Origin of the sequence: Pseudobacteriovorax antillogorgiicola, from assembly GCF_900177345.1 — a bacterium.
Taxonomy (GTDB): Bacteria; Bdellovibrionota_B; Oligoflexia; order Oligoflexales; family Oligoflexaceae; genus Pseudobacteriovorax; species Pseudobacteriovorax antillogorgiicola.
Window position 1 is genome coordinate 94,754 of record NZ_FWZT01000014.1, and the last position, 22,801, is coordinate 117,554.

Consider the following 22,801-nt stretch of genomic DNA (forward strand, 5'->3'; position numbering starts at 1 on the left):
TTCAGACGACAGCAGATACAAGAACAGGGAGACAGCACTTCGTTCGCTGTTGCCTCAAAGCAATGCTCGTTCCGCTTTTGACTTCAGATTACCAAAATAATTTTAGTGCCTTACAAAATTGATCTCAATGATGCGCTAGACGTTTGACCAAACATTGGACATTGCAAACTCTGGAGGTTTCAGCAATGATACTGAGGTTGCTAACTTGATTAAGGGGCGGACATGAAAGCTTGGTTGTTCCTGATGTGCCTCATGGGTGCTATCCTCAATTCTTCTGACTTGACCGGCGAGGATCGAAGCTACCAAAAGCTCAATTCAGCTTGGCTTGAAGTCGAAATTGGGATCATTGGGGCCGCTTCAGACGACATTCTTATGGCAGCCTTCGAACAGGTGACGCAGGACGGTTTGTCTGGGCTTGTGATTACGCTGGACACGCCCGGAGGCGCCCTACAAGCAACGCGGACCATGGTCAAGCGAATCTTATCAGCCCCGTTCCCTGTGGTTGTTTGGGTTGGGCCATCAGGAGCCCACGCAGGAAGTGCTGGAGCTTTCATCACCCTCAGCGGTCATGTCGCAGCTATGGCACCGGGAACTAATATTGGTGCAGCCCATCCGATTCAGGCTTCTGGGCAAGATATAGAGGAAGGCGAGGCTGCCAAGAAAATAGAAAATGATACCATCGCTTTCATGGAGTCGATTGCAGATTTGAGGGGGCGTAACAAAGAGATGGCGATTTCGTTTGTAGAAAACTCTCTTTCGATTACGGCGGAGGAAGCCCTAGAAAATAAGGTCATCGACTTTGTGGAGCCCAGCTTGCAAAGTCTTTTTAAGACTATGGATGGCAAGGTGGTTACCGTAAGGGACGAAAAGCAAGTCACTCTTGAAACAGCAAGTGTGGATGTCGTCCGATACGAGAAAAACCTTCGCCAAGAGTTTCTCGAAATACTCTCTAACCCCAATGTTTTCTATCTGCTCTTTGTAGCGGGAATTATTGGGATCGGCTTCGAACTTACCCATCCTGGTTCCATGGTTCCTGGTGTTATCGGTGGCATCTGTATCATCATTGCTCTTATATCAACTTCGGTTCTGCCGATTAATTTCGGTGCCATGATTCTAATTTTAGCCAGCATAGCTTTTATGATAGCGGAAGTTTTTATCCCGTCATTCGGAATCCTAGGAATTGGTGGCTTTATCGCCTTTGTCATTGGTTCAGTACTGTTGGTAGATTCCAGCAACGAGTTAGGGCTTAGAATTTCTTGGTTTACCATCGTGCCGGGCGCATTGGCGATCGCAGGCTTTGGGGCAGCGGTGGCTTGGCTCGTTTACAAGGTTGAAAAGTCTAAAGTGACCTCCGGCGCCGAAGGCATTGTTGGTAAACAAGGTCTAGTTCTAAATGATTTTGTCGAAGGTCAAGGACAGGTTCGGCTAGAAGGAGAAATTTGGTCGGCGCAATCAATGAACCAAGAGAGTTTTAGCAAAGGTCAAGAAGTTGTGGTGGACTCAAGAAATGGGCTTAGGCTGATCGTCAAAGCTAAGGTCTAGAGTAGCCACTGCAAAGTATCGTCCAGAGTTTTTTTAAGTGACGTACTAGCTCAATACAGTGCAAGAAAAATATTGAGGTAGAGATAGGTGAAACTCTATTGAAGGTGTAAGGAGATTTTTATGGGTATCGGTCTGATTATTCTGGTAATGCTAGTCCTGTTGATTTTGTTCTCTATGGTGAGGATAATTTCGGAATACGAACGAGCTATTGTCTTTCGCTTTGGTAGAGCCCTTCCTGAACCCAAGGGTCCAGGAATTATCTTTCTTATTCCCGGTGTCGATAGGGTTGAAGCCAAGGTCTCCATCCGAACAGTAACCATGGATATCGATCCTCAAGATGTAATCACCCAAGACAACATTTCTCTAAAAGTGAATGCGGTCTTGTATTTCAAGGTCATCGACTCCATGAAAGCTGTCCTTAACGTCGAGAATTATCTGTATGCCACAGCGCAACTTGCCCAAACGCATCTCCGTTCAGCGCTTGGTGAGCACTCGCTTGACGAACTTCTAATGAATCGAGAGAAAATCAATTCCCAGCTACAAACAATTTTGGATCAGAATACTGATCCTTGGGGGATTAAAGTCGTGGCGGTGGAAATCAAGCATGTGGATCTCCCACCTGATCAGCAAAGAGCGATGGCAAAGCAAGCGGAGGCGGAGCGAGAGAGGCGCGCAAAGGTAATCGCTGCGGAAGGGGAACTTCAAGCAGCACGACAACTCAGAGAAGCTGCGGATACCCTAACTGAGAACCCGGCGTCAATTCAGCTTAGATATTTGCAAACGATCGCTGACATTTCGGATAATAATACCAAGACGATTATATTCCCGCTGCCACTTAACATATTGGATATATTCAATAAGATTGCAGAAGATAGCAACGATAAGGTCTAGGTGACGCCCTTCTTGGCAGTCTTGTAAAAAAAGAATGATTCAGAAAGTAACAAAGCTCCAAAAAGGAGCTTTTTTTCTGAAAATCTGCTATCCACTAGGCTCTCGATTATCGATTGGGGGGAACTAAATGGCGAAGGGGCCAAATTTGAAGATCAAGCCTATGAAAAATGTAGATTTTTCTGATACCCAGGTGGCATTTGCTCACCTTGAGGACAGTGAACTCCGCAAGGCGTTTCTGCTTTTCAAGATGTTAAGCTATCCTAGCCTGGTAAAGCTAGGGCCAATTCTTGCTGGTCTCTCCTTAAAGCTCCGGCTTCCCATTCGACGATTGGTTAAGAATACCATGTTTGGTCAGTTTTGTGGCGGTGAGGATATTGAAGAGTGCCGCTCCACGATTCAGAATCTTGCTCACTCAGGTATTGGAACAATACTAGACTTCGCTACCGAAGCTTGTCGCAATGAGGAAGACTTTGAGCGCGTGAAGCAAGAGGTCAAGCATACTATCGAATTGGCCCAAATGGAGCGCGATGTTCCCTTTGCAGTCTTCAAACCTACTGGCTTAGGTCGGATTAATTTGCTCGAAAAGCGTGACCGTAAGCTTGAACTCAGCGATGCTGAGAAAGAGGAGTTTAAGGTTGTTGCAAGGCGATTCGAAGAGATCTGCGAGTATGCCTTTCAACACAACGTTCGCGTCTTGGTTGATGCAGAAGAAAGCTGGATCCAAGACTCTGTAGACCAGCTTGTAAGAGATATGATGGTGAAGTTTAATAAAGAACGGCCCATCGTTTACAATACGATCCAACTCTATAGGAAGGATAGACTAGACTTTCTAAAATCTTGCTACGGCGATGCATCTGCCTATGGTTATCATCTGGGAGTGAAGCTTGTCCGAGGTGCCTATCTTGAGAAAGAAGCTAGTCATGCCAAGGATCTTCGCGTTGCAAATCCGATTCATGCAAGTAAAGAGGCGACTGATCAGGATTACAATCTTGCTATTAGATTTTGTATTGAAAATATCCAAATTATTTCTCTCGTTGCTGGCACTCATAATGAAAAGTCAACCAAGCTACTCATGTCTCTCATGCACGAGTTTGGGGTTGCCAATCATGACCCCCGAGTATACTACGCCCAGCTTTTGGGAATGAGTGATAATCTTAGCTATCAATTGGCAAAGAACGGTTATAACGTTTGTAAATATGTGCCTTATGGTCGTTTAGAAGAGCTACTACCTTATCTATCCCGTCGAGCTGAAGAAAACAGTTCGATTCAAGGACAGTCGGGGCGAGAACTTAGTCTTATTCAGCAGGAGCTAAACCGTAGATCTGTACAGTCTTAGTTTGGCTTTCAAGGGTGCTTTGCAAGCTCTTAAGCACCTGAGCTACCTACCTTGGTTCCAACTCTTTTCTATAGTCTCATCCACTTGTCAATCAGGTTCCCAAGCACTTCATTGAGTGACGCTGGGCAGCAAATGCACTGTTGTGACCAAAGCTAAGTGATAGACTTTGAGCAGCATGAAATCAGATCTCTTTCGATAGCGTAAAAAAGTAAGCTATTTTATTGAAGTCTGAATCTCTCAAAAGAAACCAATTATAACAGTGTTTTAGTTCTAAGTCCCGAGGATCGCTTATCCAAGCCTGTGGGTCGAACCGACGACTCAATAGGAAGGTGTGATTCAGTATTAGAGGAAAGAATATGAAACTCGTAAGCAAATTGCTTGGCTCCTTTACCATTCTCCTAGGTGGATGGCTTGTCTCTCCCCAGCCCTTAATGGCTCTCGATCTCAAGCCAGACGAAATTCGTGGGGAAAAGGTCACCAATCCCGTGAGTATTCTTCAGAATCGATATTTTTTGAAGTCTTTTCGTCCTGAAGTTGGTTTTTCGGCAGGATCCTTTGTGAACGAAGCGTATACCGACACCATTCTATGGGGGTATCGAACCTCGATGTTCATCAATGAGTGGCTTGGCTTCGAACTCCAAGCGATTCAAACCAGCGTTTCAGATTCCGATGATCGCAAGGCCTTGAACCAGCTAAAGTATCAGAAAATCGGTACCACAGATGTCGTCAGCCCTGATCCGGAAATCAACAGGATTCATGGTAGTCAAGATGTTAATGTGATTGTGGCGCCATTCTACGGCAAGCTCAACTTGATCGACTCAGTTATCATATATTCCGACCTATACATGGCAGCAGGAGTTTCAAAAGTTGATACTGATCAGGGAGAGCTTAATAGCTTCTCGTGGGCTGCTGGACAAAGATTTTATTGGAAGAAAAGTATCTCATTCCGCTTCGAAGTTCGGGATCGCATCTATCAGGAAACTCGCTCAGACGAAGACTATACGCGACACGCCTACAGTATCGATTTAGGAATGAGCTACTTTCTTTTTTAGAGGTTACCTATGTGTCTAAGGTTACTTTATATTCTGCTTGTCATTGGTCTTTCGGGGCTCAATACGAGTTCTGTGTTCGCCAAAAAAAAGCAGCGTCAGAATTCGTTTGATGACAAGGTTGAAGATACGATTCAAGCGTATCGTCGTGGCGAAAACTCAGGAAAGAAAACCTGGGTCCTATTGAATCGAATGGCAAAAAACTACAGTAAGATGTCACCTGCAGCGATCAGTAGAGTGAAAGCGGTTCAAGCTCAGCTTCTCGCTAATAATGGCTATCCAATTTTGGCCTCCCTTTACTCATCAGAGAGCATCATTATCAGCAACAAGCCACTCGACAAGGTTAATACCACCACCTGGAAAATTCTCGCGAAAGCTAGTGAGGATGAGCCTATTGAATACGTACTGGATCGCCTTGCGCTGAAGTACATGGCAATGAACGAAAATCCTAGGTTCTTCGAAAACGATTGGAATTACTATGTTGCCTCTGCCCTTCTGAACAAAGATAAGGTGATGTTAGCTCGGGAATACTTTCGGAAACTTAAGATGCAGGATCGATTCTACCTTCCTGCGCAGTATCAGATTGCGATTATCAATATTGAACATGGGGCTTATACTGATGCCGAGGCTCGTTTGAAGGCGATTCTCAGCAGCGCATCACAGAAAGTATCTAGCTTGTCCGATGAAAAAAAGCAGACCATGATTAACTATGCTCACATGGCTCTGGCCAGAATGTATTATGAGCAAAAGAAGTTTATTCGCTCGGCTTATCACTATCGCAAAATTCCGAAGACATCACTTCTGTTTTACGACTCCTTGTTCGAGCAGTCTTGGGCACTGTTCATGTCCGGCCGACCCAAGCACGCGCTAGGTTCGCTATACGGCGCCCATTCCCCCTACTTTAGAAGTGTCTACAACCCAGAAAGTAAGATTCTAGAGTCTATGGTCTACTTTTGGATGTGTCGCTATGATGAAGCCCGCAATGCCCTTGCTGATTTTGCTGAGCAGCATGCAGAAGCGGTCGATGGCCTAAAGTCATTTCTTGAAAGGCAAAAGCTAACTCCTGAAACGACCTACCAAGTATTTGAAAATCTGATCAGTGATGTTTCAAGTGCTTCCCTAGGAATTTCAAGACAGGTTCTTAAGACGGCCGCAGAACGAGACGCGATGCTATTGATTCGTAATCAGTATGCTAGTGTTCTTGAAGAACTTAATCGAGTGAACACCAAGGGCGTTTTTGGAATGCAAAAAGGAACCTCTGTACTTACTGGTCGTTTAGAAGATCTGGCCTTAAATATTCGCAATGAGTTAGGCGGTATCTATTTGAAAGAACTTCGCTATCTCGATGAGCACTTTGCTGAACTTTATACACAAGCCCAGTTCCTATATTTGGAGCTGCTTATGGGGCAAAAAGAACACCTACTTGGTCGTGAGTTACATGCGGACAATAAGGTCCGTAATGTGGCCGATATTCGAAAGATGAAAACCTGGAGTGAAAAGACCCAGTCTTGGATGGATGATAAGTTTGAGTACTGGTGGGACGAAGTAGGTTATCAAATCATCGATGTCGATCCTTTATGTAATTGAGGAAGGAATCAAAAGTAAATGTTGTTGCTCAAAAGAAAATCAATTGTTTTCCTTATCGCACTCCTGACTTGCACTCCTGTTCTTCATGGGAAAACTAACAAAAAGAATCGGAAGGCTCCTGATGCTGAGCAGTTAGATAAATACTTAGCGACGGGCAATACTAAGAACGCCGCTGATGAGGCGTTGCAAAAAGCTGATGACTTGCGGCTTAAAACTATCGAATCCATCAAGAATTTGACAAAGGCCAAGATGAGAGATGAGCAGAAATTTGAGCTTTTCTTGCGCCTTGGCGAACTCTATTCAGAGCGTCACGACTACATCCGCGAGTTAGAGATCCGGGAGTACGAGCGTAAACATGACCGATGGATGAAGACTAAAAAGGGCCGAGAGCCCAAGCTTACCTACAAACGATCAAAAGCTATGCTCTATAAGGCGGTTGAAGCTTTCAGAAAATTGATCGCTGACTATCCACGCCACCCACGCAGTGATGCTGCCATGTTTTCATTAGCGAAAACACTCCTGCGACTTGAAAACGATAATTCGATGCTCTTCTTTAAGCAGTTGATTCAAAAATACCCTAACTCACAGTATCTTCCAGAAGCCTATCTTGCATTAGGGGAACACTACTTTTACAAGCAGAATTTCAACCTTGCACAAAAATACTATCAGTCAGTACTGAAGTACAAAAATTCTAGGGTTTATACCTATGGTGTTTATAAGCTTGGTTGGACGTTTTTCAATCAATCAACAGGAATGGATAACAAGAGAAAAGCTGTTGATAAAGCGATTGCTGCTTTTATGCTTGTTGTAAAGCTCTCAGAGAGAGATAAGGGGAAAGTAGGGGGCTTTGATCTCAAGCAAGAGGCTATCAACGATCTCATTATGGTATTCGCAGAGAACCAAAGGACCAATCAGGCATTAAATTACTTTAAGAAAATTGGTGAGAACAAAGCATTTTACGACATGCTGGAGCGTATGGGAAATCTTTATGTTGAAAATGGCGAGGCAGACAAAGCCATCAAGATTTTTAATCGACTTCTACGGGAGGCTCCAACACGTGAACGGAATCCTGAGATCTATCTTACCTTGGTCGCCATACACGATAGCCGTGGCAATCTAAAAGACGTTGTTAGAAATCTTGAAGCTATGGAGAACCTTTATGTTAAGGATAGTGTTTGGACTAGAGCAAACCAACAAGATAAGGAAGCTGTTAAGAAAGCAGAAGAGAAGACTAAAAAGAACATTCATCGATACGGGACGCTCTATCACAATAAAGGTATGAAAGGCGATAAAAAGCCATATCTAATCGCAGCTCTGGCACTTTACAATCTCTATCTAAATAGTTTTCCGAAGGCTGATGAAGCCTACGAACTACGCTATTATCTGGCAGAAATTCACTTTCACTTTGGCAACTTTGATAAGGCTGCCGATGAATATTACATAGTATCTCAAGAAGATGGTAAGTATAGACATAAATCAGCCGTGTCTGCAGTTGCGGCAATGAAGAAGATTGATGATAAGCAGAAATATGCAAAGCTACCACCTCTAGGCCAAGTGAATAAGCCAATGGGAGTTCCCAAGGTAAAAGTAAAGTACATCAAGATGCTCGACAACTTCGTGAAACTCCTTCCGGGGGATAAACAAGGTCACCCGATGAGATATACTGCTGCCTTCACACTATTTGAATATGGTCATTACAAGGACTCACTCGGTCGCTTTGAATCGATTGTCAAAGATATACCTAAAACGAAACAAGGGAAGTCCTCTGTTAAGATGATCTTAGGATACTATACAGAGAAGAAGCAGTGGGATGAACTGATTGCAGTTTGTCGAGAGTTTCTGGCAAATAAAAATATTATCAATTCCAAGTTGCGGATTGATTTACAGCGAACTCTTCGTGATAGCCTCTTTGGGCAGGCCGTGCGCTATAGCAAGCAGAGAAAGTTCTCAGACTCGGCGAAAGCCTTTGTGGCTTATCAAGAGGAATTTCCTAAAGCAAAAAATGCCGATGATGCGCTATATAACGCAACACTCAATTACTACAAAGATGGTAAGGTAGAGGATGCCATCAGTAAGGGTAAGAAGCTTCTACAGGCCTATCCGCGATCGAAGCATGTGAAAACTACAGTCTTGGATATTGCTCAGTCCCATGAAGCCTTAGCCGATTTTAAAGATGCAGCGATATACTTCGAGAAGTTTGCTAAGTCTTATCCAAAAGACAAAGAGTCAAGAGTGACACTTTATAATGCAGCTACATTGAATAAAGGTTTAAAACAGAATCAAGAAGCTATAAGCCTTTACAAACGATACATTAAGTTTTATCCCAAGGATAAGTTAGCCCGGGATGCTCTCTACGAAATAGCGGATCTCTACGAAAAAGAGAAAAATTACAATCAAGCAGTTCGTTATTTTCAGAAACATGCATGGCAGCATGATGTAAATTCAGAGACCTACGTTCATTCCATGGCACGGTCAGCAGAGATTCAATACAACCATGGCAATCGGCCTGGCGGTATGAAGCTCTTTGCAAAACTGTACGATAAGCTGATACAAAAAGACTCACCACCGGCATTTGATGCTAGGCGAATCATAGCCCGAGCAATGTTCAATGATCTCAATCGGGATTTTACAAAATTCCAGGCTATGGGAATTAGCAGCGCGAAGAAAATAGAAAGGGATGTAAAGTTCAAGCAGAATCGTTTGAAATCGATTGTGTCCCAGTATCAGAAAGTTATTGATCTAGCCAGCGGTGAATACACTGTAGCATCCCTGTATCGAGTTGCAGAGATGCATGAAAATTTCGCAGATGAGCTGTTGTCGGCACCAGCACCCAAAGGGGCCAGCCAACTCGAAATTGACCAGTATCGATCCTCCATCGAAAAAGTCGCATTTCCCTTGAAAGAGGAAGCCGAGAAATACTATGAGATGTCTTATGTTAGGTCGAAAGAAGTTCAGACATTTACAAACTGGACTCGTCTTGCCCGAGCAAAGATGTCCATCATCAACGAAGAAAAGTACCCCTTAGTTAACGAGCGAAACGTCGAAGCAAGCTATCTGTCCCACCAGCTTCTCTGGCAAGAAGAAGTGGCTCAGTTAGGAAATTAGGGAGGGTGTAATGAAGTTATTGAAGTCCATATGCATACTTGGCTTGGGAGTGCTGGCCTCCTCCTGTCAAACGACGAGCTATATTGCGAATGTCGATAAGTCTCGCAAGCAGGTAGAGGTTCAAAGTCAATCAGATGATGGCAGTGCGGTCTATGCTCTCCATAAGAACGGAATTCTGAATGATGTTCGTTCAAATCTAAAAACAAGTCTCAAAGAGAATATTAAGGATGTGAAGTCCTTACTCAATTTGTCACAAGTCTATCTTGCCCAAGGTAACTACAAAAAAGCTGAAGACTTCTGTCGCCGAGCACTTCGAAGAGATTTGAAGAACCAAGATGCGAAGCTCATCCTGGCTCAAATCTACTATCGCAGAGGCTACACGGATATGACTGAAATTATCCTCAATAGCATGGGCCGGGCTGCAGAAAAGAATAGTACAGCCTTGAATCTGAAGGCTTTGGTGGCTCTCAAAAACGATCGGCCAGCCTACGCCATGAACTTTTTCAAGCAATCGCTTAAATACAATCCAGGAGATATTGCAACTAGAATGAATCTAGGTGTGCTCTATGTTTACTACAGGCAGGTGGATGCGGCCTCAGTACAGTTTGAGAGAGTCCTAAAGTCAATGCCTGATCATGTTGATGCCAAACTTCATCTAGGAATCATAAAGGCATCACGGGGGCAGTACGAACAAGCTTCAGACTTATACAAAGATGTACTGGATGTTGATCCTGGCAATGCTTTAGCCACATACAACCTTGCTGTTTTAGCGGAAAAGCAAAAGGACTATGATGATTCACTTTCACATTTGAAGAGCTACCTTTCCTCGAACTATGCCAAGCGCCAAGACAACAAGGAAGTATTTGCTATGATCGAGAGACTCCGAGCTAAAAAAGATATGATGGGAGAAACAGTGTCAGACTCTGAGATCCAAGAAATGAGTGCTCAGTTGGATCAACCTATGACGAAAAACGCGGCCTTGTCGGAAGATGAAGATGTCCTAAAAGAAGTAGAGAGACCTAAAGCAAAGAGGCCTGCTATCCAGAAGGAGGCCAATCCTCCATCTCAAGCCTCAAGGCCAAAAGTTAACGCTACCCCCAAACAAGAGAAGAAAAAAGAAGAACCGAAGCCTCCCGCATATAGTGGAGACGATATTGAATCACTTGAAAAGGCGTTAATAGAATGAAACAAACTCTGATATTACTTAGCATCTTCTTCGCGGCAGAAGGCCTTGCCCAAGACAAAGAAGATCAAAAGATCGAAAAGTTTGTCACCGAGATGGACTTTGACTCAGCGTCCATCGATGGCAAGATGAAGGCGCCCTCTGGGTTTTTTCTTCAAGGCCGTAATAAGCAAAGCCTTCAATCGATGGTGCAACTGCGCTCCAATTTTCGTGATCGACTGAGAAACTCAAAGGCGGCTGTGAAAGCTATTGTTAAGTAAAATGAGTCTGAATGCGTGCCATTGTTTCACGATACTGTTGGCGTATAGAATCCTGCTTCTTGTGCATACCACTCTCTACGAGTACTTGGCCGTTCATGACGACTCGCTTGATCATTCTTGAATCATGACCAAAAATTATCGCCGATAGCAGGTCATCATCGGGTTTGCCCACGAGTACAGGATGACTAGCATCTAGAACGATGCCGTTGAAGCGTTGGCCAATTTCGAACTGACCCTGAATCGAGCCTGCGATTTCAGAACCTTCGAGTGCCCTATCAAATAGCAACTTACCACTATTTTGATGCTGATCGAAGAGAAGCGGATTTCGAAGCTCTTTAGTAAGGCGGAGGTGATAGTCAACGGACTCAAGCTCTCGGAAAGGAGATACTTGAATATGGGAATCGGAACCGATAGCCCATTGCCCCTCTGAGCTGATGAAAGAATCTAGCGGAAAAATTCCATCACCAAGATTGGCCTCAGTTGTGGGACAAATCACAACACAATGAGATGAGAGGGCAAGCTCACGGGTTTCCTCTCTTGTGAGGTGGGTTGCGTGCACGAGACTCAACTTTTCATTTGACGTATGCTCTAGCAGCCATTCCACTGGCCTCTTCCCAACTAAGCTTTGAAACTCGTTCACTTCTACCATTTGTTCAGCAATGTGTAAGTGTCGAGGTCCTTGGCAGTGGGGAGCGCCGGTTAAGATACTCAGTATATCCTCAGGTAGTGCCGCTCTCACCGAATGAACACCTTGTCCGAGGCTGACACCTTGAGGAAGGTCACGGTTTAATTGATCCAGTAAGTCATGGTAAGACTCTACGGAATCAAAATAGAACCGACGTTGAGACTGCGATACAGGCTTTCCTAGGCCCCCTTGATTGTAATAAACTGGCACTAGGATCAAATCAATTCCAACATCTGTAGCTGCTTCTGCAAGGCAAAGCCCTAGCTCATGTTTTCGTTGATATGAATTGCCATCAGCTTGGTGGTGAACATAATGAAACTCTACAACCGAGGTGTAGCCGGCTTCGAGCATAGCACTAAAGACGGCACGCCCTATAGCAGTTACGGATTCAGGGTCTAGGGCATTAGCGAGTCGGTACATGGAGTCGCGCCATGCCCAAAAGTTATCATTGCTTTTTCCAGGAATTGATTTTTCAGCTAGTCCAGCCATAGCATATTGGAAACTATGGGAATGAGCATTACAGATACCCGGAATCATATAGCCTAGCCACTCTTCATCAACGACGCTTGAACTTTTCTTGTCGAAGGATGTGATGACGCCCTTAGAATCTAGTGTGACTGTGGGATGATTGTACCATTGACCCTGCCAGTAGAGTTTTTCTATACGGATCTTAGTCATGTCTAGCACCACCGTTTGATTAAGTTTTCAAAGGCTTTTTGAAGCGTTTCACTAAGTTTATTAGCTTTAGGATCTTGCCATAAGTAGTTTGATTCATCCAGATATAGATCCTGTGATATCTCCATCTGGATGCTATGAAAGTTCTGGTCTGGCTTGCCCCAATTTCTAGTAAGGAAGCCTCCTTGAAATGGATCATTGTAGCTTAAGTGGTAGGGGGATGTTTCCAAGCTATCCTTAAAGCATTGACTGATCAGACGATCACAGCTCGATCCTTGGTTGTCACCAAGAATCAAATCTGGAAATGGTCGGGTTCTAATGAGCGGCACATGTCGGCGAATAGAGTGAGCTTCGTAGAGTAGAACCTTGCCAAAGCGTTCTTTTTTCTCGCCCAGTATTGATGCAAGTTCTTGATGGTAGGGTTGGTAGTACAGATTCAAGCGACGTTGAATTTCATCATTGTCAGGTTCGTTATTTGAGTGGGAGTAGAGCGATGTTCCTGAGAAGTCTTTGACTGGCACTAGGCTAGTTTCCGTTCGGCCGTCGTTATAGAGACTTTTACCTTCGGGGCTACGATTGAGGTCAATGACATAACGAGAGTATTTGGCACTAATGACCGTAATCCCTAGTTGAGGAGCGAACTCGTAGAGTCTATCCACATACCAATCAGTATCATCGGGTTGATTGATAATCTCGTGGGGGAAGTAGTCTTTTAATTCATCAGGGAAATCCAGCCCTACGTGAGGGGCACTGATTACGATAGGAATGGAGCTATGATCTTTGGGTTTCTTTAGGTGAAAGGATTGTGGTGTTGTCATACGGCAGAACCCTATATTTATTCAGTGTGCATTCGTTGTATGGGTCAAAATTTTTTAGAAAAGTGACTGTACGATTTGGTCAGCCACTTTGGTGGCATCATAGAAAACAGAGAAAAAAAAAGCACCAACAATCCGGTTGATGCTTGAATTAGCTGTGAAAGGAATGTTTGGCTTAAAGCCAGTGGTCTTTGAGTTCTTTTTCAGTAAGAGGGTAGATCTGTTGAAGTTCGTCGAGTAAGTCTTGTGCTCCATCAAGGCTATTGTTGCGCCCCATGGTTTCAAGCTCTTCACAGATTTTCATCATTTTCATAGCTCCAAGATTACCAGAAGTCCCTTTGAGTGCATGGGATGAACGCTCGAATTTTCCGGCGTCAGCTTCACTCAATGAGGATTGCATTTCACCAAGGAGGAGCGGCGCGCGCTCGAAAAATAGATCGGTAAGTTCAGAAAAAAACTCGTCATCGCCGTCTGCTAGATCTTTGATGGATTGGAGCTTTGCTGCATCCAAGATGGGATGGTCTTCAAACTGTTCTTTACGGACTGCTACACTCATAAAAGCTCCTTAGGAGGCAGCCTCAAGAGGCGGGTTATACTTAAGTGCGAAGCCAACTCCATATTTGGTTTCGATCACAACATTCGTAGAGACGTCTCTCAGTAGCTGCCGTACAGCGTGAAGCTTGCGATGCAGCGCATTATCGGTCACTTTAATTTGTCCCCAGCAGCGCATCTTGAGAGCATCCTTCTCCACAATGGAGCCTTCAGTGTTGGCCAGAGTTGCGAGTAAGTTGATCTCGATTGGTGACGCAAATCGCTTCCCTGACGGTCCTTCAACGGTACGATGAGCGGAATCGATGACTATATCACCGAACTCGACAACTTCCTTAGCCGCTTTCTGGGCAGCATCTGCCATTCTCAGCTTCAGTCTGGCGTTAACTTCGTCTGGGATAAGGGGTTTACGTACAAAGTCATCAGCTCCTGAGTTCAGCGCCTTACTAATAGACTGCTCAGTAGGAGTGCCTGTGATAACCAAGATCGGACAGAAAGGCCAATGACTTCGGACATTTGGCAGTACATCCAAGCCTGTTTTGGTTGAGCCAAGCTGAATATCGATAAAAATTCCAACAGGTTGTAGCTCTTCCAAGCGATCTAACAGCTCCTGCGGGTCTTGGATACCGATCGTCTTAATTTTCGTAGACTTTTCGATAATCTGATGGACCATCACATCATCATCAAGAGTGATGGTATAGGTATCTTCAGGGTTCCCTTTCATAGCCTGATCTCTCCGGTAGGTTAATCTTTCATACATGGAAGGAGATCGGTCCTACCCACGGAATTCTTAATCCAAGGAAGAATTTTCTGTGAATGACAGGTAAGTATTGCAATTAAACCTCTAGAATCAAACCGATTAAAATTTTTTCAGAATTGTAACAGTATTGGGAATTAGCGCCTATTGGTTAGAGTTTCATAGGAGCGGTAATCTTTTTAGCTTGATTAGGCTGCTAAGACCGGCGCAAAAGCTGCATGATTTAAAGTGGATAGAGGAAATTTTGACAAATCTCCAAAAATATACCAATTTGGCTTGACATTTAAGCTCTAATGCTTCATATTGGCGCTATCTCCCACAAGGAGATACTACCTACTCTTTCTGTTGTTGTTGCTGTTATTTGCTGTTGTTACTTGCTGAGGTTGTTGTTGTTATGAAGCTTTTACCATCGATCCCTTTTATGGGACTACTATCCCTATTATTCACATCTTGCGGTTCATCTTATACCACCACTCATATCAAAGACTTTCGAGTCTATATTGAAACCAATGATGATGAAGTCCGAGAAACTGTTTACGAACTAGCTGATGAATACAACAGCGATTTCGGAGCGGAGGCACTTACCATCGTTGATGAGCAAGAAGATGCAAACTCTTATATTCGCTTTATCAGTGGACTTCGGGCACGAGATAATAAACTGGGCCTAGGCCAATGGATCACGATCACCTCTCAAGAAGGTCGTGACCTCTTGCCAAGCAATTCGTCGCTACAAAAAACAGTGATGCATACTATGGAAATTGACTTCGACTTGGAAAACTTTCGAAGCAAGATGGATTCTCGGTATGAAAAGGCTTCTGGCCAATGGCGTCACCTCTACCATTTGTTTTGTCACGAAGTGGGACATGGCTTTCAAATGGGGCACGATACTTCGAAGGACAGCGTGATGTATCGCTCGATCCCAGATAACTCAAGGCCTCAGGTAGACTACGATGACTACTTTAGGCGAGCACGAAAGTTCTTTAACGAACAATATCAATAATTAAAAAAGAGGCTTCAAAAGCCTCTTTTTTTGTCGTTGAAGCCTCTAATAGGCGTTACGACCAATCAGTACTTCTTCCACAGTCATAAATAGAATCTTTACATCTAACCAAAAAGACCAGTTCTGAATGTAGTAGAGATCACATTCGATTCTCTTTTCGATGCTGGTACTGCCACGCCAGCCATTGACTTGAGCCCAGCCGGTAATCCCAGTCTTAACCTTGTGTCGTAGCATGTAGCCTGGAACTTCCTTACGGAACTCATTCACGAATATAGGCCTTTCGGGGCGAGGACCTACCAAGCTCATGTCCCCGCGAATGACGTTCAGGAGTTGGGGTAATTCATCCAAGCTTGTCCGTCGCAAAAAAGAGCCAAATGGAGTGGCCCGGTTGTCTCCGGCTTTAGCCCAAACCGCTCCTGTCTGAGCTTCAGCATCAACTGGCATCGATCGAAATTTTAAGCAGTCGAAGGTTCGACCGTCGAGCCCCATTCTCTTCTGACGATAAAGAATTGGCCCGCGGGAACTTAGGGGCACTAGGATTGCTATTGCAACCATCACAGGTGCAAATATGAGAAGAGCAATCGCTGCACCCAGAATATCCGTTGTGCGCTTCACAAGGCAGTTAAAGCCTGTTAGAGGGCTATCGTGGATGTGTATGACCGGAGTGTTACCCATCATATCGATCCCGGTATTGAATCGAGTATACTTCAGCACATCGGGAATGATCTTTATATCCGCTACCTGATCGGAAATTTGATCTAAGTGGTCCTCTAGGTATTGATACTGACTGTGAGGTAAAGCAACGACTACAGATTCACAAGGGTGAGTCATGAAGAAGTCAGCCCAGTGATGACGACAAGGTGGAAACGTTTGAAAGCCATGCTTCTGGCAGAAGTCGAGGTCTTCCTGCTGTGAAGGATGGTCGGGGATCATGATCCCAATAAGTTCGGAGTCATAGCGAAAGTGACCACTGCTTATGAAGCTCTGTAGCCCCCGTCCAGAAGCGAGAAGAAGCACCTTCTTTTTACGTTGTCGCACACGATAGTAGCGACTTAAGGTGGCTGCCTGCTTCCGGCCTATAATCAGAAATAGGGGTAAGACCAGACTAAAAATAAGTAAAGTTAACCGGGAGTAACGATACTCCTCGTAAAAATAGTTGAAGGCAATGAGGCCGAGCACAAAGTACACTGAGCTTTGGACCATATCAGCTAAATAACCGAGTCGCGACTGGTGCAGCCCAATACGTCGATACATGCCGCCTAGAGTAGTGACCAATATCCATATGGCCAATATAAACGGAATCAATTTGAAATATAGACTCGAAGCTGGAATGCCAAGAGGGCTATCGAAGACGGTGTAAAAACGAATATAAAACGCACAAATCCAGGCTAGGACAAGAGATATAAGGTCAAAACCAATAAAGAATAGACTGAAAATATATGAACTACGAGACTTCAAGAAGAGGCTCCCGTGAGTTGAGTAATCTGAGACATGATACGCTCCTGGAACTTTTGCTTGGTAAAGCCGCTAGCGAAGTCTTGCATCGCCTTGGAATCGAACTGCTTGGGATCAAATGCCTCTAGAGTTTGTTGCAACGATTCCTTAGATAGCTGCTCAAAAAATTGGCCCGTGACTCCTGGCTGGACAAAGTCCAAAGCCCCACCGTCGCGAAATGCAATCAGGGGCGTTCCAGCTGAAATGGCCTCGATTCCAACGATCCCAAAATCTTCAATCCCTGGGAAGATCAGGGCTTCTGCCTGACTCATCAGGGATTGCCAAGTTTGTTGATCTGGCTTGATCATAAATTTGGTATTCGGGCCAGCCAGCTTTCGAAGTCGAGCTTCATCGGGGCCAGAGCCAGCAACAACCAAAGTTAACCCTGCAGCTTCACAGGCCTCAATCGCTAGATCGAACCTTTTATAGGATACAAAAGCCCCGGCTGCTAGAAAATAGGGGCTTTTGATAGGTGCTGCCATGCCTTTGGCTTGAAAGCGTTCTACGTCAACAGGTGGTGGGATGACTTCAGAGCCTCGGCCATAGTACTTGTGGACTCGCTCCTTGACAAATTGGCTATTGGAAATGAATTGATCCACCCGGTGGCTCGATAAGGTATCCCACATGCGCAGCCGTGTGCTAAGCGTGTGAATGATCCCCGAAACAAATGGAAAGCGGGCCAATGGCTTCAAATAGTACGAGCGCTGATCCCAGATATATCGCATCGGGGAATGGATATAGCAGAGATGCTTTGATCGGGGGCCAGGAATTGCGCCTTTGGCAACACATGATGAGGTGCTGATGATCAGGTCATAGTCTTCTAAAGGCAAGGACTCAATTATGGACGGATAAAGAGGGAGCCATAGCTTTCGGAGCCTCTTAAATCGGTTTAACCACTTTGGGTAGTAAACCGTCCGTTCTGCGATGCTGGGTGGCATCTGATCCTTGTCATAGAATAATGTAAAAACTGGCGCATCTGGAAATAGCTCCAGCATCGCCTCTAGGACTTTCTCACCCCCGCGATAGGTGACCAACCAATCATGTACAAATGCTACTTTCATCGCTCTACCTATCGATCCACAAGGGTTTCATTATGCTTTCCCTGATATAAAATCGCAGCAAAAATTTAGTGTTTATCTAGGTTTTGATGAAGCTCCTGTCAATTCCCGTTTGGGACAGGGGTGCTGCTATTGCGTCAAGTTAAGGTGGTTGATAGAATTAAAGAGTAAGCCACTTGATATTCTCAAGCGAGCATCACTAGATCAAAGAGGCCACAGGCTCCTTCCTCATGAAAACGAAAGTTAGATGATTTAGAGAATCCAAGACAACCAATTCTGGTTTAGTTTTATCAACGGTAATGCACATTTGGAGGCATGGACATCTCTATGGGTGTAGATATGACGAAATTTAACAACGCGCACCACTTCCTTTCATCGAGTGATAGCAGTGCTTCCTTGACTTCTAGCCTTCAAAACATTCGTCATACACTAAGCGAAATAAAAGGTCAGAGTCAGGCCATGGATCGAGTGCTTCAAACTGTCGGGAAAGTTGCGCGCTCGGATAGCCCTGTTCTTATTAACGGCGAGTCTGGCACAGGGAAAGAGCTAATTGCCAGAGCGATTCATCGCTTATCTCAGCGCGTGTCACGGCGCTTTGTTGCGATTAATTGTAGTGCGATCCCAGAAAACCTTCTGGAGTCAGAGCTTTTTGGCCATGTTAAAGGAGCCTTTACTGGAGCGGAATCTCGTCGCAAGGGCTACTTTGAGGAAGCTCATGGCGGCACAATTTTCCTAGATGAAATCGGTGATATGCCCTGGCGCCTACAGGCCAAGCTGCTACGAGTCTTGCAAGAAAAGCAATTTTCTCCCATAGGGTCCAATGAAACTAAGTTTGCTGATGTTAGAGTTGTTGCAGCAACCAATGTCAATTTGGAAAAGGCTGTTGCGGATAAGGACTTCCGCTTAGATCTATTCTACCGTCTCAATGTTCTGCCTGTTCGCGTCCCAGCGCTTCACGAGCGTAAAGAAGATATTTCCGTTCTGTTGAATCACTTTCTGGAAGAGAGTAATAAGCAGCACAATTTCATGAACCCAGCCTACTTCCAGCCAGAGGTCTATCAAGTCCTGCAAAATCACCGTTGGCCAGGTAACGTCAGAGAGTTGCAAAATTTGGTGGAGCGTTTGGTAGTGATTACAGGAGGGGGGCGTATCGCGGTCGACGACCTGCCTCCTGAATATCGGCACGGTAAAATTGATGAGCCTAAGGTTACCAAAACTCTTGAGAGCCAGATTCAACAAGATCCTGTTTCAAGTGTGGATAAGGCAGCTCCCGAGGGGGATTTGCCCGAACTTGGGATCAATCTTACCGAATATATCGAGCAACTTGAAAACAGTCTGATACTCCAGGCACTGGAAAGAACTGGTAACAACAAGAACCGTGCAGCAAAGCTATTGGGCCTTAATCGCACGACTCTCGTTGAGAGAATAAAGAAGCGCAAGTTGGCTCCTTTAAACTCTCCATCGCGAGAGCTTTAAACTTTCATCACTTCTTTTTCTTTCACAGCTAAGCGATCATCAACTTTCTTGATGTAAGCGTCTGTGTGCTTTTGAACATCTTGCTGTAACTGCTTGCTATCGTCTTCAGTCAGCTCTTTGTTTTTTTCAGCCTTTTTGATGGCATCGTTCGAATCTCGTCGGATATGACGAATGGATACCTTGGCATCTTCGGCCATCTTTTTAAGCTGCTTTACAATATCCTTGCGGCGTTCTTCAGTGAGCTGAGGAATCGGAATACGGATGACAACCCCGTCATTTGTGGGCTGTAAGCCGAGGTCGGCTTTCATAATCGACTTTTCGATCTCTTGAATCAGGTTCTTCTCAAAAGGGGAGATGACGATCGTGCGAGCATCTGGAGTCGATAGCGTGCCAACTTGGTTGAGAGGGGTTGGTGTGCCATAGTATTCTACTTTGACTCCATCTAAGACAGAGATCGATGCGCGTCCGGTTCGTACGCGAGTAAGATCTGTTTCAAAGCCCTTAAGGCGTTTTTCCATGTCTGCTTGACATTTATTGACAACGTCGTCCATCTAGTTCACCTTTTCTAATTACTGTACTAATGTACCTTCCGACTGGCCGGTAATCGCATTGGAAACACAGCCTGGTTGGTCCAACTTAAAGACGCAAATGGGAATTCCTGCTTCCATACACATGGTGATGGATGTTGCGTCCATAACTTTCAACTTTTTCGAAATTACATCGAGATAGGTTAGTTTTTCAAACTTTTTCGCAGTCGGGTCATTTGTCGGGTCGCGATCGTAGATGCCATCCACTTTTGTTGCTTTTAAAATGACGTCGGCGCCGACTTCACGGGCTCTCAAACTAGCCGCTGTGTCGGTTGTGAAGTATGGATTGCCAGTGCCGCCTGCAAAAATCACCACCCGACCCTTGGCGAGATGCTTCGTGGCTTTGCGACGAATGTAAGGCTCTGCCAACTCTTGCATGTGAATCGCCGTCATGACCCGGCTGTAAACATTGTATTTGGTTTCTAGAATACCTTGAAGTGCAAGACCATTAATTACCGTAGCAAGCATACCCATGTAGTCAGCATTGGCTCTTTCCATATCCCAACCGGCTGCTGTTGAGCCACGCCAAATATTGCCACCACCGATCACCACTGAAACCTCTACCCCAAGCTTTTGCGCTTCGGCGATTTCCCCAGCAATGAACGAAAGAGCATCACCTTCGATACCAAAACCCTTTTCGCCTCCTAGCATCTCTCCAGAAAGCTTTAACATGACCCGCTTAAATACTGGTTTCCCCATCTTACCCTCGCGTGATGAAGCTTGGGTCCAGCAAGATTTTTCTTACTGGACCCAAGAGCTTTGTGATCGATCGTTACCCAAAAAAAAGCGACCCTTAAAGGGTCGCTGTTTTTAGCTTTTCAACTGTGCTGCAACTTCTTCAGCAAAGTTTTCTTGTTTCTTTTCGATGCCCTCACCAAGTTGGAAGCGGACATAAGCAGAAAGCTCAGCGCCTTTGCCTTTTTCGTCGACCAACTTCTTCACTGTATAGTTGGGGTCTTTAACGAAGGCCTGCTCAACAAGACAGATCTCTTTGTAGAACTTGTTAATTTGGCCAACAAGAATCTTTTCGATCATGTTCTCAGGCTTGCCTTGCTCAAGAAGCTTCTTCTTGCCTAGCTCTTTTTCCTGCTCGACTTCTGCAGGGTTTACATCGTCGCTCTTCAAGTAACGAGGAGAAGCAGCGGCAGCATGCATTGCGAGGTCTTTACCTACTTCTTGTACGTCTTCTCCAGTAGCGCCTTCTAGAAGAACCAATGTGCCGATTCTACCACCCATGTGAGTGTATCCAGAAACAACACCGTTGGCAGCTTTTAGAGTTGCCACGCGACGAAGGTTTAGGTTTTCACCGATGGTTGCGATCAAGCTGGTAAGAGTATCGCCAACTGATTTGCCGTCCATGTCGAGTGCTTTTAGCTGATCGATGTCGTTTACGCTATTATCGAGAGCAAGCTTCGCAACTTGATCAATGAATTTAATGAAGTCTTCGTTTTTACTCACAAAGTCAGTTTCGCAGTTGACTTCAACCACACTGCCCGCAGTCTGATCGTCGCTGATAACAACCTTTACAAGGCCTTCAGCAGTGACTCGGTCTGCCTTCTTAGCAGCCCGTGACATGCCTCGCTCCCGAAGGTACAAAATGGCTTTTTCGATATCGCCACCAGTTTCAGTCAGAGCTTTTTTACATTCCATCATTCCAACGCCTGTTTTTTGGCGTAGTTCCTTCACTTGTGCAGCAGTCACTGACATGATCGAACCTCCAGCATATTTCTTATAATTGTATTGTGGTCTTTGGTTTCATATAGCGGTTGTAGATTATCGGTAAAGCAGACAGCTGACCAGGACTTTTTCCTGGTCATCATGCCTTACTAACTTACTTCTTTTCTACGTTGACCTTGTTGCCTTTGTCATCGCGGAATGTTCCAGAGGAAACTTTCGCCTTACCATCTTTTTCAGGAAGGTCTTTAGCTTGGGCGCGACCCGCAAGACAAGCTTCAGCAGCGGTTCCAACGAAAAGTTGAAGTGCTTTGATGCTGTCATCGTTGCCCGGAATTGGGTAGTCGATGAGGCTTGGATCAGCGTTTGTATCCGTAATCGCAACTACAGGGATACCGAGGCGCTTTGCTTCTTTGATAGCGATGGTTTCTTTGTGCGCATCAACAACGAAGATTGCAGCTGGTACACCAGGCATATCTTTGATTCCACCGATGTTTTGCTCTAGTTTTTCTTGCTCACGACGGAGACCAAGAGCTTCTTTTTTAGTGAATTTGTTGATGGTGCCGTCTTGTTCCATGCGCTCGATTTTACGAAGTCTATGGATGCTTTGACGAATCGTTTGGAAGTTGGTGAGTGTTCCACCGAGCCAGCGGTAGTTGATGTAGTAAGAGCTACTGCGTGAGGCTTCTTCTTTGACGAGGTCACGAGCGAGACGCTTTGTTCCAACGAAAAGTACGTGACCACCTTTAGCTGTGACGCCTTCTAAGAAGTCGCAAGCTTTTTGGAACATCTTGACTGTTTTTTGAAGGTCGATGATATGGATACCGTTACGATCGCCAAAAATGTACTGAGACATCTTCGGATTCCAGCGACGTGTTTGGTGACCATAGTGAACACCGGCTTCTAGTAGTTGTTTCATATTAACTGAAACGCTCATAATCTCTCCTGTCGAAGGTTTGACGTCGAGCACTGGAATTCAGAAAATTCTCTGAAATGGAAGCCTTAAAGGCCCACCTTCGTTCCAACGCTCTGTTTGGTTTAAAGAACGCGACAGTTTGGTCGCGCGAATTCCGACCAA

The 22,801-nt window shown here is 44.9% G+C and carries 20 protein-coding genes; 10 read left to right on the forward strand and 10 right to left on the reverse strand.

Annotated features, from left to right (window positions below; all coding sequences use genetic code 11):
* The first annotated feature begins 222 nt into the window (after window positions 1–222).
* From B9N89_RS18010 to B9N89_RS18045, 8 genes are all read left to right on the forward strand, one after another.
* Window positions 223–1,542: an NfeD family protein gene (locus B9N89_RS18010; RefSeq protein WP_132321445.1), complete on the forward strand. Its 1,320-nt coding sequence runs from the start codon at window positions 223–225 to the stop codon at window positions 1,540–1,542.
* Between the two features lie 120 nt (window positions 1,543–1,662).
* Window positions 1,663–2,433, forward strand: a complete 771-nt coding sequence (locus B9N89_RS18015) for a slipin family protein (protein WP_132321443.1) — start codon at window positions 1,663–1,665, stop codon at window positions 2,431–2,433.
* Window positions 2,434–2,560: 127 nt separating this feature from the next.
* A complete protein-coding gene (locus tag B9N89_RS18020) occupies window positions 2,561–3,769 on the forward strand; it encodes a proline dehydrogenase family protein (protein WP_132321441.1) in 1,209 nt (402 codons plus the stop codon).
* Between the two features lie 356 nt (window positions 3,770–4,125).
* Window positions 4,126–4,821, forward strand: a complete 696-nt coding sequence (locus tag B9N89_RS18025) for an outer membrane beta-barrel domain-containing protein (protein ID WP_132321439.1) — start codon at window positions 4,126–4,128, stop codon at window positions 4,819–4,821.
* A 9-nt stretch (window positions 4,822–4,830) separates the two neighbouring features.
* Window positions 4,831–6,405 (forward strand): hypothetical protein, encoded by a 1,575-nt coding sequence (locus tag B9N89_RS18030; protein ID WP_132321437.1) that lies wholly within the window; start codon window positions 4,831–4,833, stop codon window positions 6,403–6,405.
* A gap of 18 nt (window positions 6,406–6,423) precedes the next feature.
* Complete coding sequence (locus B9N89_RS18035) at window positions 6,424–9,510, forward strand: tetratricopeptide repeat protein (RefSeq protein WP_132321435.1); 3,087 nt, start codon at window positions 6,424–6,426, stop codon at window positions 9,508–9,510.
* A 10-nt stretch (window positions 9,511–9,520) separates the two neighbouring features.
* A complete protein-coding gene (locus B9N89_RS18040) occupies window positions 9,521–10,696 on the forward strand; it encodes a tetratricopeptide repeat protein (protein WP_132321433.1) in 1,176 nt (391 codons plus the stop codon).
* A complete protein-coding gene (locus tag B9N89_RS18045) occupies window positions 10,693–10,953 on the forward strand; it encodes a hypothetical protein (RefSeq protein ID WP_132321431.1) in 261 nt (86 codons plus the stop codon). The genes B9N89_RS18040 and B9N89_RS18045 overlap by 4 nt, the downstream gene beginning before the upstream one ends.
* Here B9N89_RS18045 and hutF read toward each other — a convergent pair.
* From hutF to B9N89_RS18065, 4 genes are all read right to left on the reverse strand, one after another.
* Window positions 10,946–12,316 carry a formimidoylglutamate deiminase gene (hutF, locus tag B9N89_RS18050; RefSeq protein ID WP_132321429.1) on the reverse strand — a complete coding sequence of 457 codons (1,371 nt, stop codon included), beginning with the start codon at window positions 12,314–12,316 and terminating at the stop codon, window positions 10,946–10,948. The two genes, B9N89_RS18045 and hutF, sit on opposite strands and share 8 nt — an antisense overlap.
* A gap of 2 nt (window positions 12,317–12,318) precedes the next feature.
* Window positions 12,319–13,131 carry an N-formylglutamate amidohydrolase gene (locus B9N89_RS18055; RefSeq protein ID WP_132321427.1) on the reverse strand — a complete coding sequence of 271 codons (813 nt, stop codon included), beginning with the start codon at window positions 13,129–13,131 and terminating at the stop codon, window positions 12,319–12,321.
* A 172-nt stretch (window positions 13,132–13,303) separates the two neighbouring features.
* Window positions 13,304–13,684 carry an Hpt domain-containing protein gene (locus B9N89_RS18060; protein ID WP_132321425.1) on the reverse strand — a complete coding sequence of 127 codons (381 nt, stop codon included), beginning with the start codon at window positions 13,682–13,684 and terminating at the stop codon, window positions 13,304–13,306.
* A gap of 9 nt (window positions 13,685–13,693) precedes the next feature.
* Window positions 13,694–14,401 carry a response regulator transcription factor gene (locus tag B9N89_RS18065; RefSeq protein WP_159455459.1) on the reverse strand — a complete coding sequence of 236 codons (708 nt, stop codon included), beginning with the start codon at window positions 14,399–14,401 and terminating at the stop codon, window positions 13,694–13,696.
* Window positions 14,402–14,855: 454 nt separating this feature from the next.
* Here B9N89_RS18065 and B9N89_RS18070 point away from each other — a divergent pair, with 454 nt between their 5' ends.
* A complete protein-coding gene (locus tag B9N89_RS18070) occupies window positions 14,856–15,434 on the forward strand; it encodes a hypothetical protein (RefSeq protein WP_207912312.1) in 579 nt (192 codons plus the stop codon).
* A 45-nt stretch (window positions 15,435–15,479) separates the two neighbouring features.
* On the opposite strand, the gene B9N89_RS18075 is transcribed toward B9N89_RS18070, so the two are convergent.
* Window positions 15,480–16,892, reverse strand: coding sequence for an undecaprenyl-phosphate glucose phosphotransferase (locus B9N89_RS18075; protein ID WP_132321419.1), 1,413 nt, complete (start codon window positions 16,890–16,892; stop codon window positions 15,480–15,482).
* On the reverse strand, window positions 16,889–17,989 hold the full coding sequence (locus tag B9N89_RS18080; protein ID WP_132321417.1) for a glycosyltransferase: 1,101 nt from the start codon (window positions 17,987–17,989) through the stop codon (window positions 16,889–16,891). Before B9N89_RS18080 ends, B9N89_RS18075 begins: the two co-directional genes overlap by 4 nt.
* Before the next feature lie 336 nt (window positions 17,990–18,325).
* Here B9N89_RS18080 and B9N89_RS18085 point away from each other — a divergent pair, with 336 nt between their 5' ends.
* Window positions 18,326–19,462, forward strand: coding sequence for a sigma-54 interaction domain-containing protein (locus tag B9N89_RS18085; RefSeq protein WP_159455460.1), 1,137 nt, complete (start codon window positions 18,326–18,328; stop codon window positions 19,460–19,462).
* Here the strand turns inward: B9N89_RS18085 and frr are convergent.
* The 4 genes from frr to rpsB form a co-directional block, all read right to left on the reverse strand.
* Window positions 19,459–20,013, reverse strand: coding sequence for a ribosome recycling factor (gene frr / locus B9N89_RS18090; RefSeq protein WP_132321413.1), 555 nt, complete (start codon window positions 20,011–20,013; stop codon window positions 19,459–19,461). The two genes, B9N89_RS18085 and frr, sit on opposite strands and share 4 nt — an antisense overlap.
* An 18-nt stretch (window positions 20,014–20,031) precedes the next feature.
* On the reverse strand, window positions 20,032–20,748 hold the full coding sequence (gene pyrH / locus B9N89_RS18095; RefSeq protein ID WP_132321411.1) for a UMP kinase: 717 nt from the start codon (window positions 20,746–20,748) through the stop codon (window positions 20,032–20,034).
* A gap of 111 nt (window positions 20,749–20,859) precedes the next feature.
* A complete protein-coding gene (gene tsf / locus B9N89_RS18100) occupies window positions 20,860–21,756 on the reverse strand; it encodes a translation elongation factor Ts (protein ID WP_132321409.1) in 897 nt (298 codons plus the stop codon).
* Window positions 21,757–21,880: 124 nt separating this feature from the next.
* Window positions 21,881–22,660 carry a 30S ribosomal protein S2 gene (gene rpsB / locus B9N89_RS18105; protein ID WP_132321407.1) on the reverse strand — a complete coding sequence of 260 codons (780 nt, stop codon included), beginning with the start codon at window positions 22,658–22,660 and terminating at the stop codon, window positions 21,881–21,883.
* Between the last annotated feature and the right edge of the window lie 141 nt (window positions 22,661–22,801).

Excerpts from the sequence above, each read along its gene's own strand:
- B9N89_RS18060 (WP_132321425.1), bottom strand. The coding sequence starts at position 13,684 with ATGAGTGTAGCAGTCCGTAAAGAACAGTTTGAAGACCATCCCATCTTG.
- B9N89_RS18065 (WP_159455459.1), bottom strand. The coding sequence starts at position 14,401 with ATGAAAGGGAACCCTGAAGATACCTATACCATCACTCTTGATGATGAT.
- B9N89_RS18025 (WP_132321439.1), top strand. The coding sequence starts at position 4,126 with ATGAAACTCGTAAGCAAATTGCTTGGCTCCTTTACCATTCTCCTAGGT.
- frr (WP_132321413.1), bottom strand. The coding sequence starts at position 20,013 with ATGGACGACGTTGTCAATAAATGTCAAGCAGACATGGAAAAACGCCTT.
- B9N89_RS18030 (WP_132321437.1), top strand. The coding sequence starts at position 4,831 with ATGTGTCTAAGGTTACTTTATATTCTGCTTGTCATTGGTCTTTCGGGG.
- hutF (WP_132321429.1), bottom strand. The coding sequence starts at position 12,316 with ATGACTAAGATCCGTATAGAAAAACTCTACTGGCAGGGTCAATGGTAC.
- B9N89_RS18040 (WP_132321433.1), top strand. The coding sequence starts at position 9,521 with ATGAAGTTATTGAAGTCCATATGCATACTTGGCTTGGGAGTGCTGGCC.
- pyrH (WP_132321411.1), bottom strand. The coding sequence starts at position 20,748 with ATGGGGAAACCAGTATTTAAGCGGGTCATGTTAAAGCTTTCTGGAGAG.
- B9N89_RS18055 (WP_132321427.1), bottom strand. The coding sequence starts at position 13,131 with ATGACAACACCACAATCCTTTCACCTAAAGAAACCCAAAGATCATAGC.
- B9N89_RS18020 (WP_132321441.1), top strand. The coding sequence starts at position 2,561 with ATGGCGAAGGGGCCAAATTTGAAGATCAAGCCTATGAAAAATGTAGAT.
- B9N89_RS18080 (WP_132321417.1), bottom strand. The coding sequence starts at position 17,989 with ATGAAAGTAGCATTTGTACATGATTGGTTGGTCACCTATCGCGGGGGT.
- tsf (WP_132321409.1), bottom strand. The coding sequence starts at position 21,756 with ATGTCAGTGACTGCTGCACAAGTGAAGGAACTACGCCAAAAAACAGGC.
- B9N89_RS18045 (WP_132321431.1), top strand. The coding sequence starts at position 10,693 with ATGAAACAAACTCTGATATTACTTAGCATCTTCTTCGCGGCAGAAGGC.
- B9N89_RS18010 (WP_132321445.1), top strand. The coding sequence starts at position 223 with ATGAAAGCTTGGTTGTTCCTGATGTGCCTCATGGGTGCTATCCTCAAT.
- rpsB (WP_132321407.1), bottom strand. The coding sequence starts at position 22,660 with ATGAGCGTTTCAGTTAATATGAAACAACTACTAGAAGCCGGTGTTCAC.
- B9N89_RS18070 (WP_207912312.1), top strand. The coding sequence starts at position 14,856 with ATGGGACTACTATCCCTATTATTCACATCTTGCGGTTCATCTTATACC.
- B9N89_RS18015 (WP_132321443.1), top strand. The coding sequence starts at position 1,663 with ATGGGTATCGGTCTGATTATTCTGGTAATGCTAGTCCTGTTGATTTTG.
- B9N89_RS18035 (WP_132321435.1), top strand. The coding sequence starts at position 6,424 with ATGTTGTTGCTCAAAAGAAAATCAATTGTTTTCCTTATCGCACTCCTG.
- B9N89_RS18085 (WP_159455460.1), top strand. The coding sequence starts at position 18,326 with ATGACGAAATTTAACAACGCGCACCACTTCCTTTCATCGAGTGATAGC.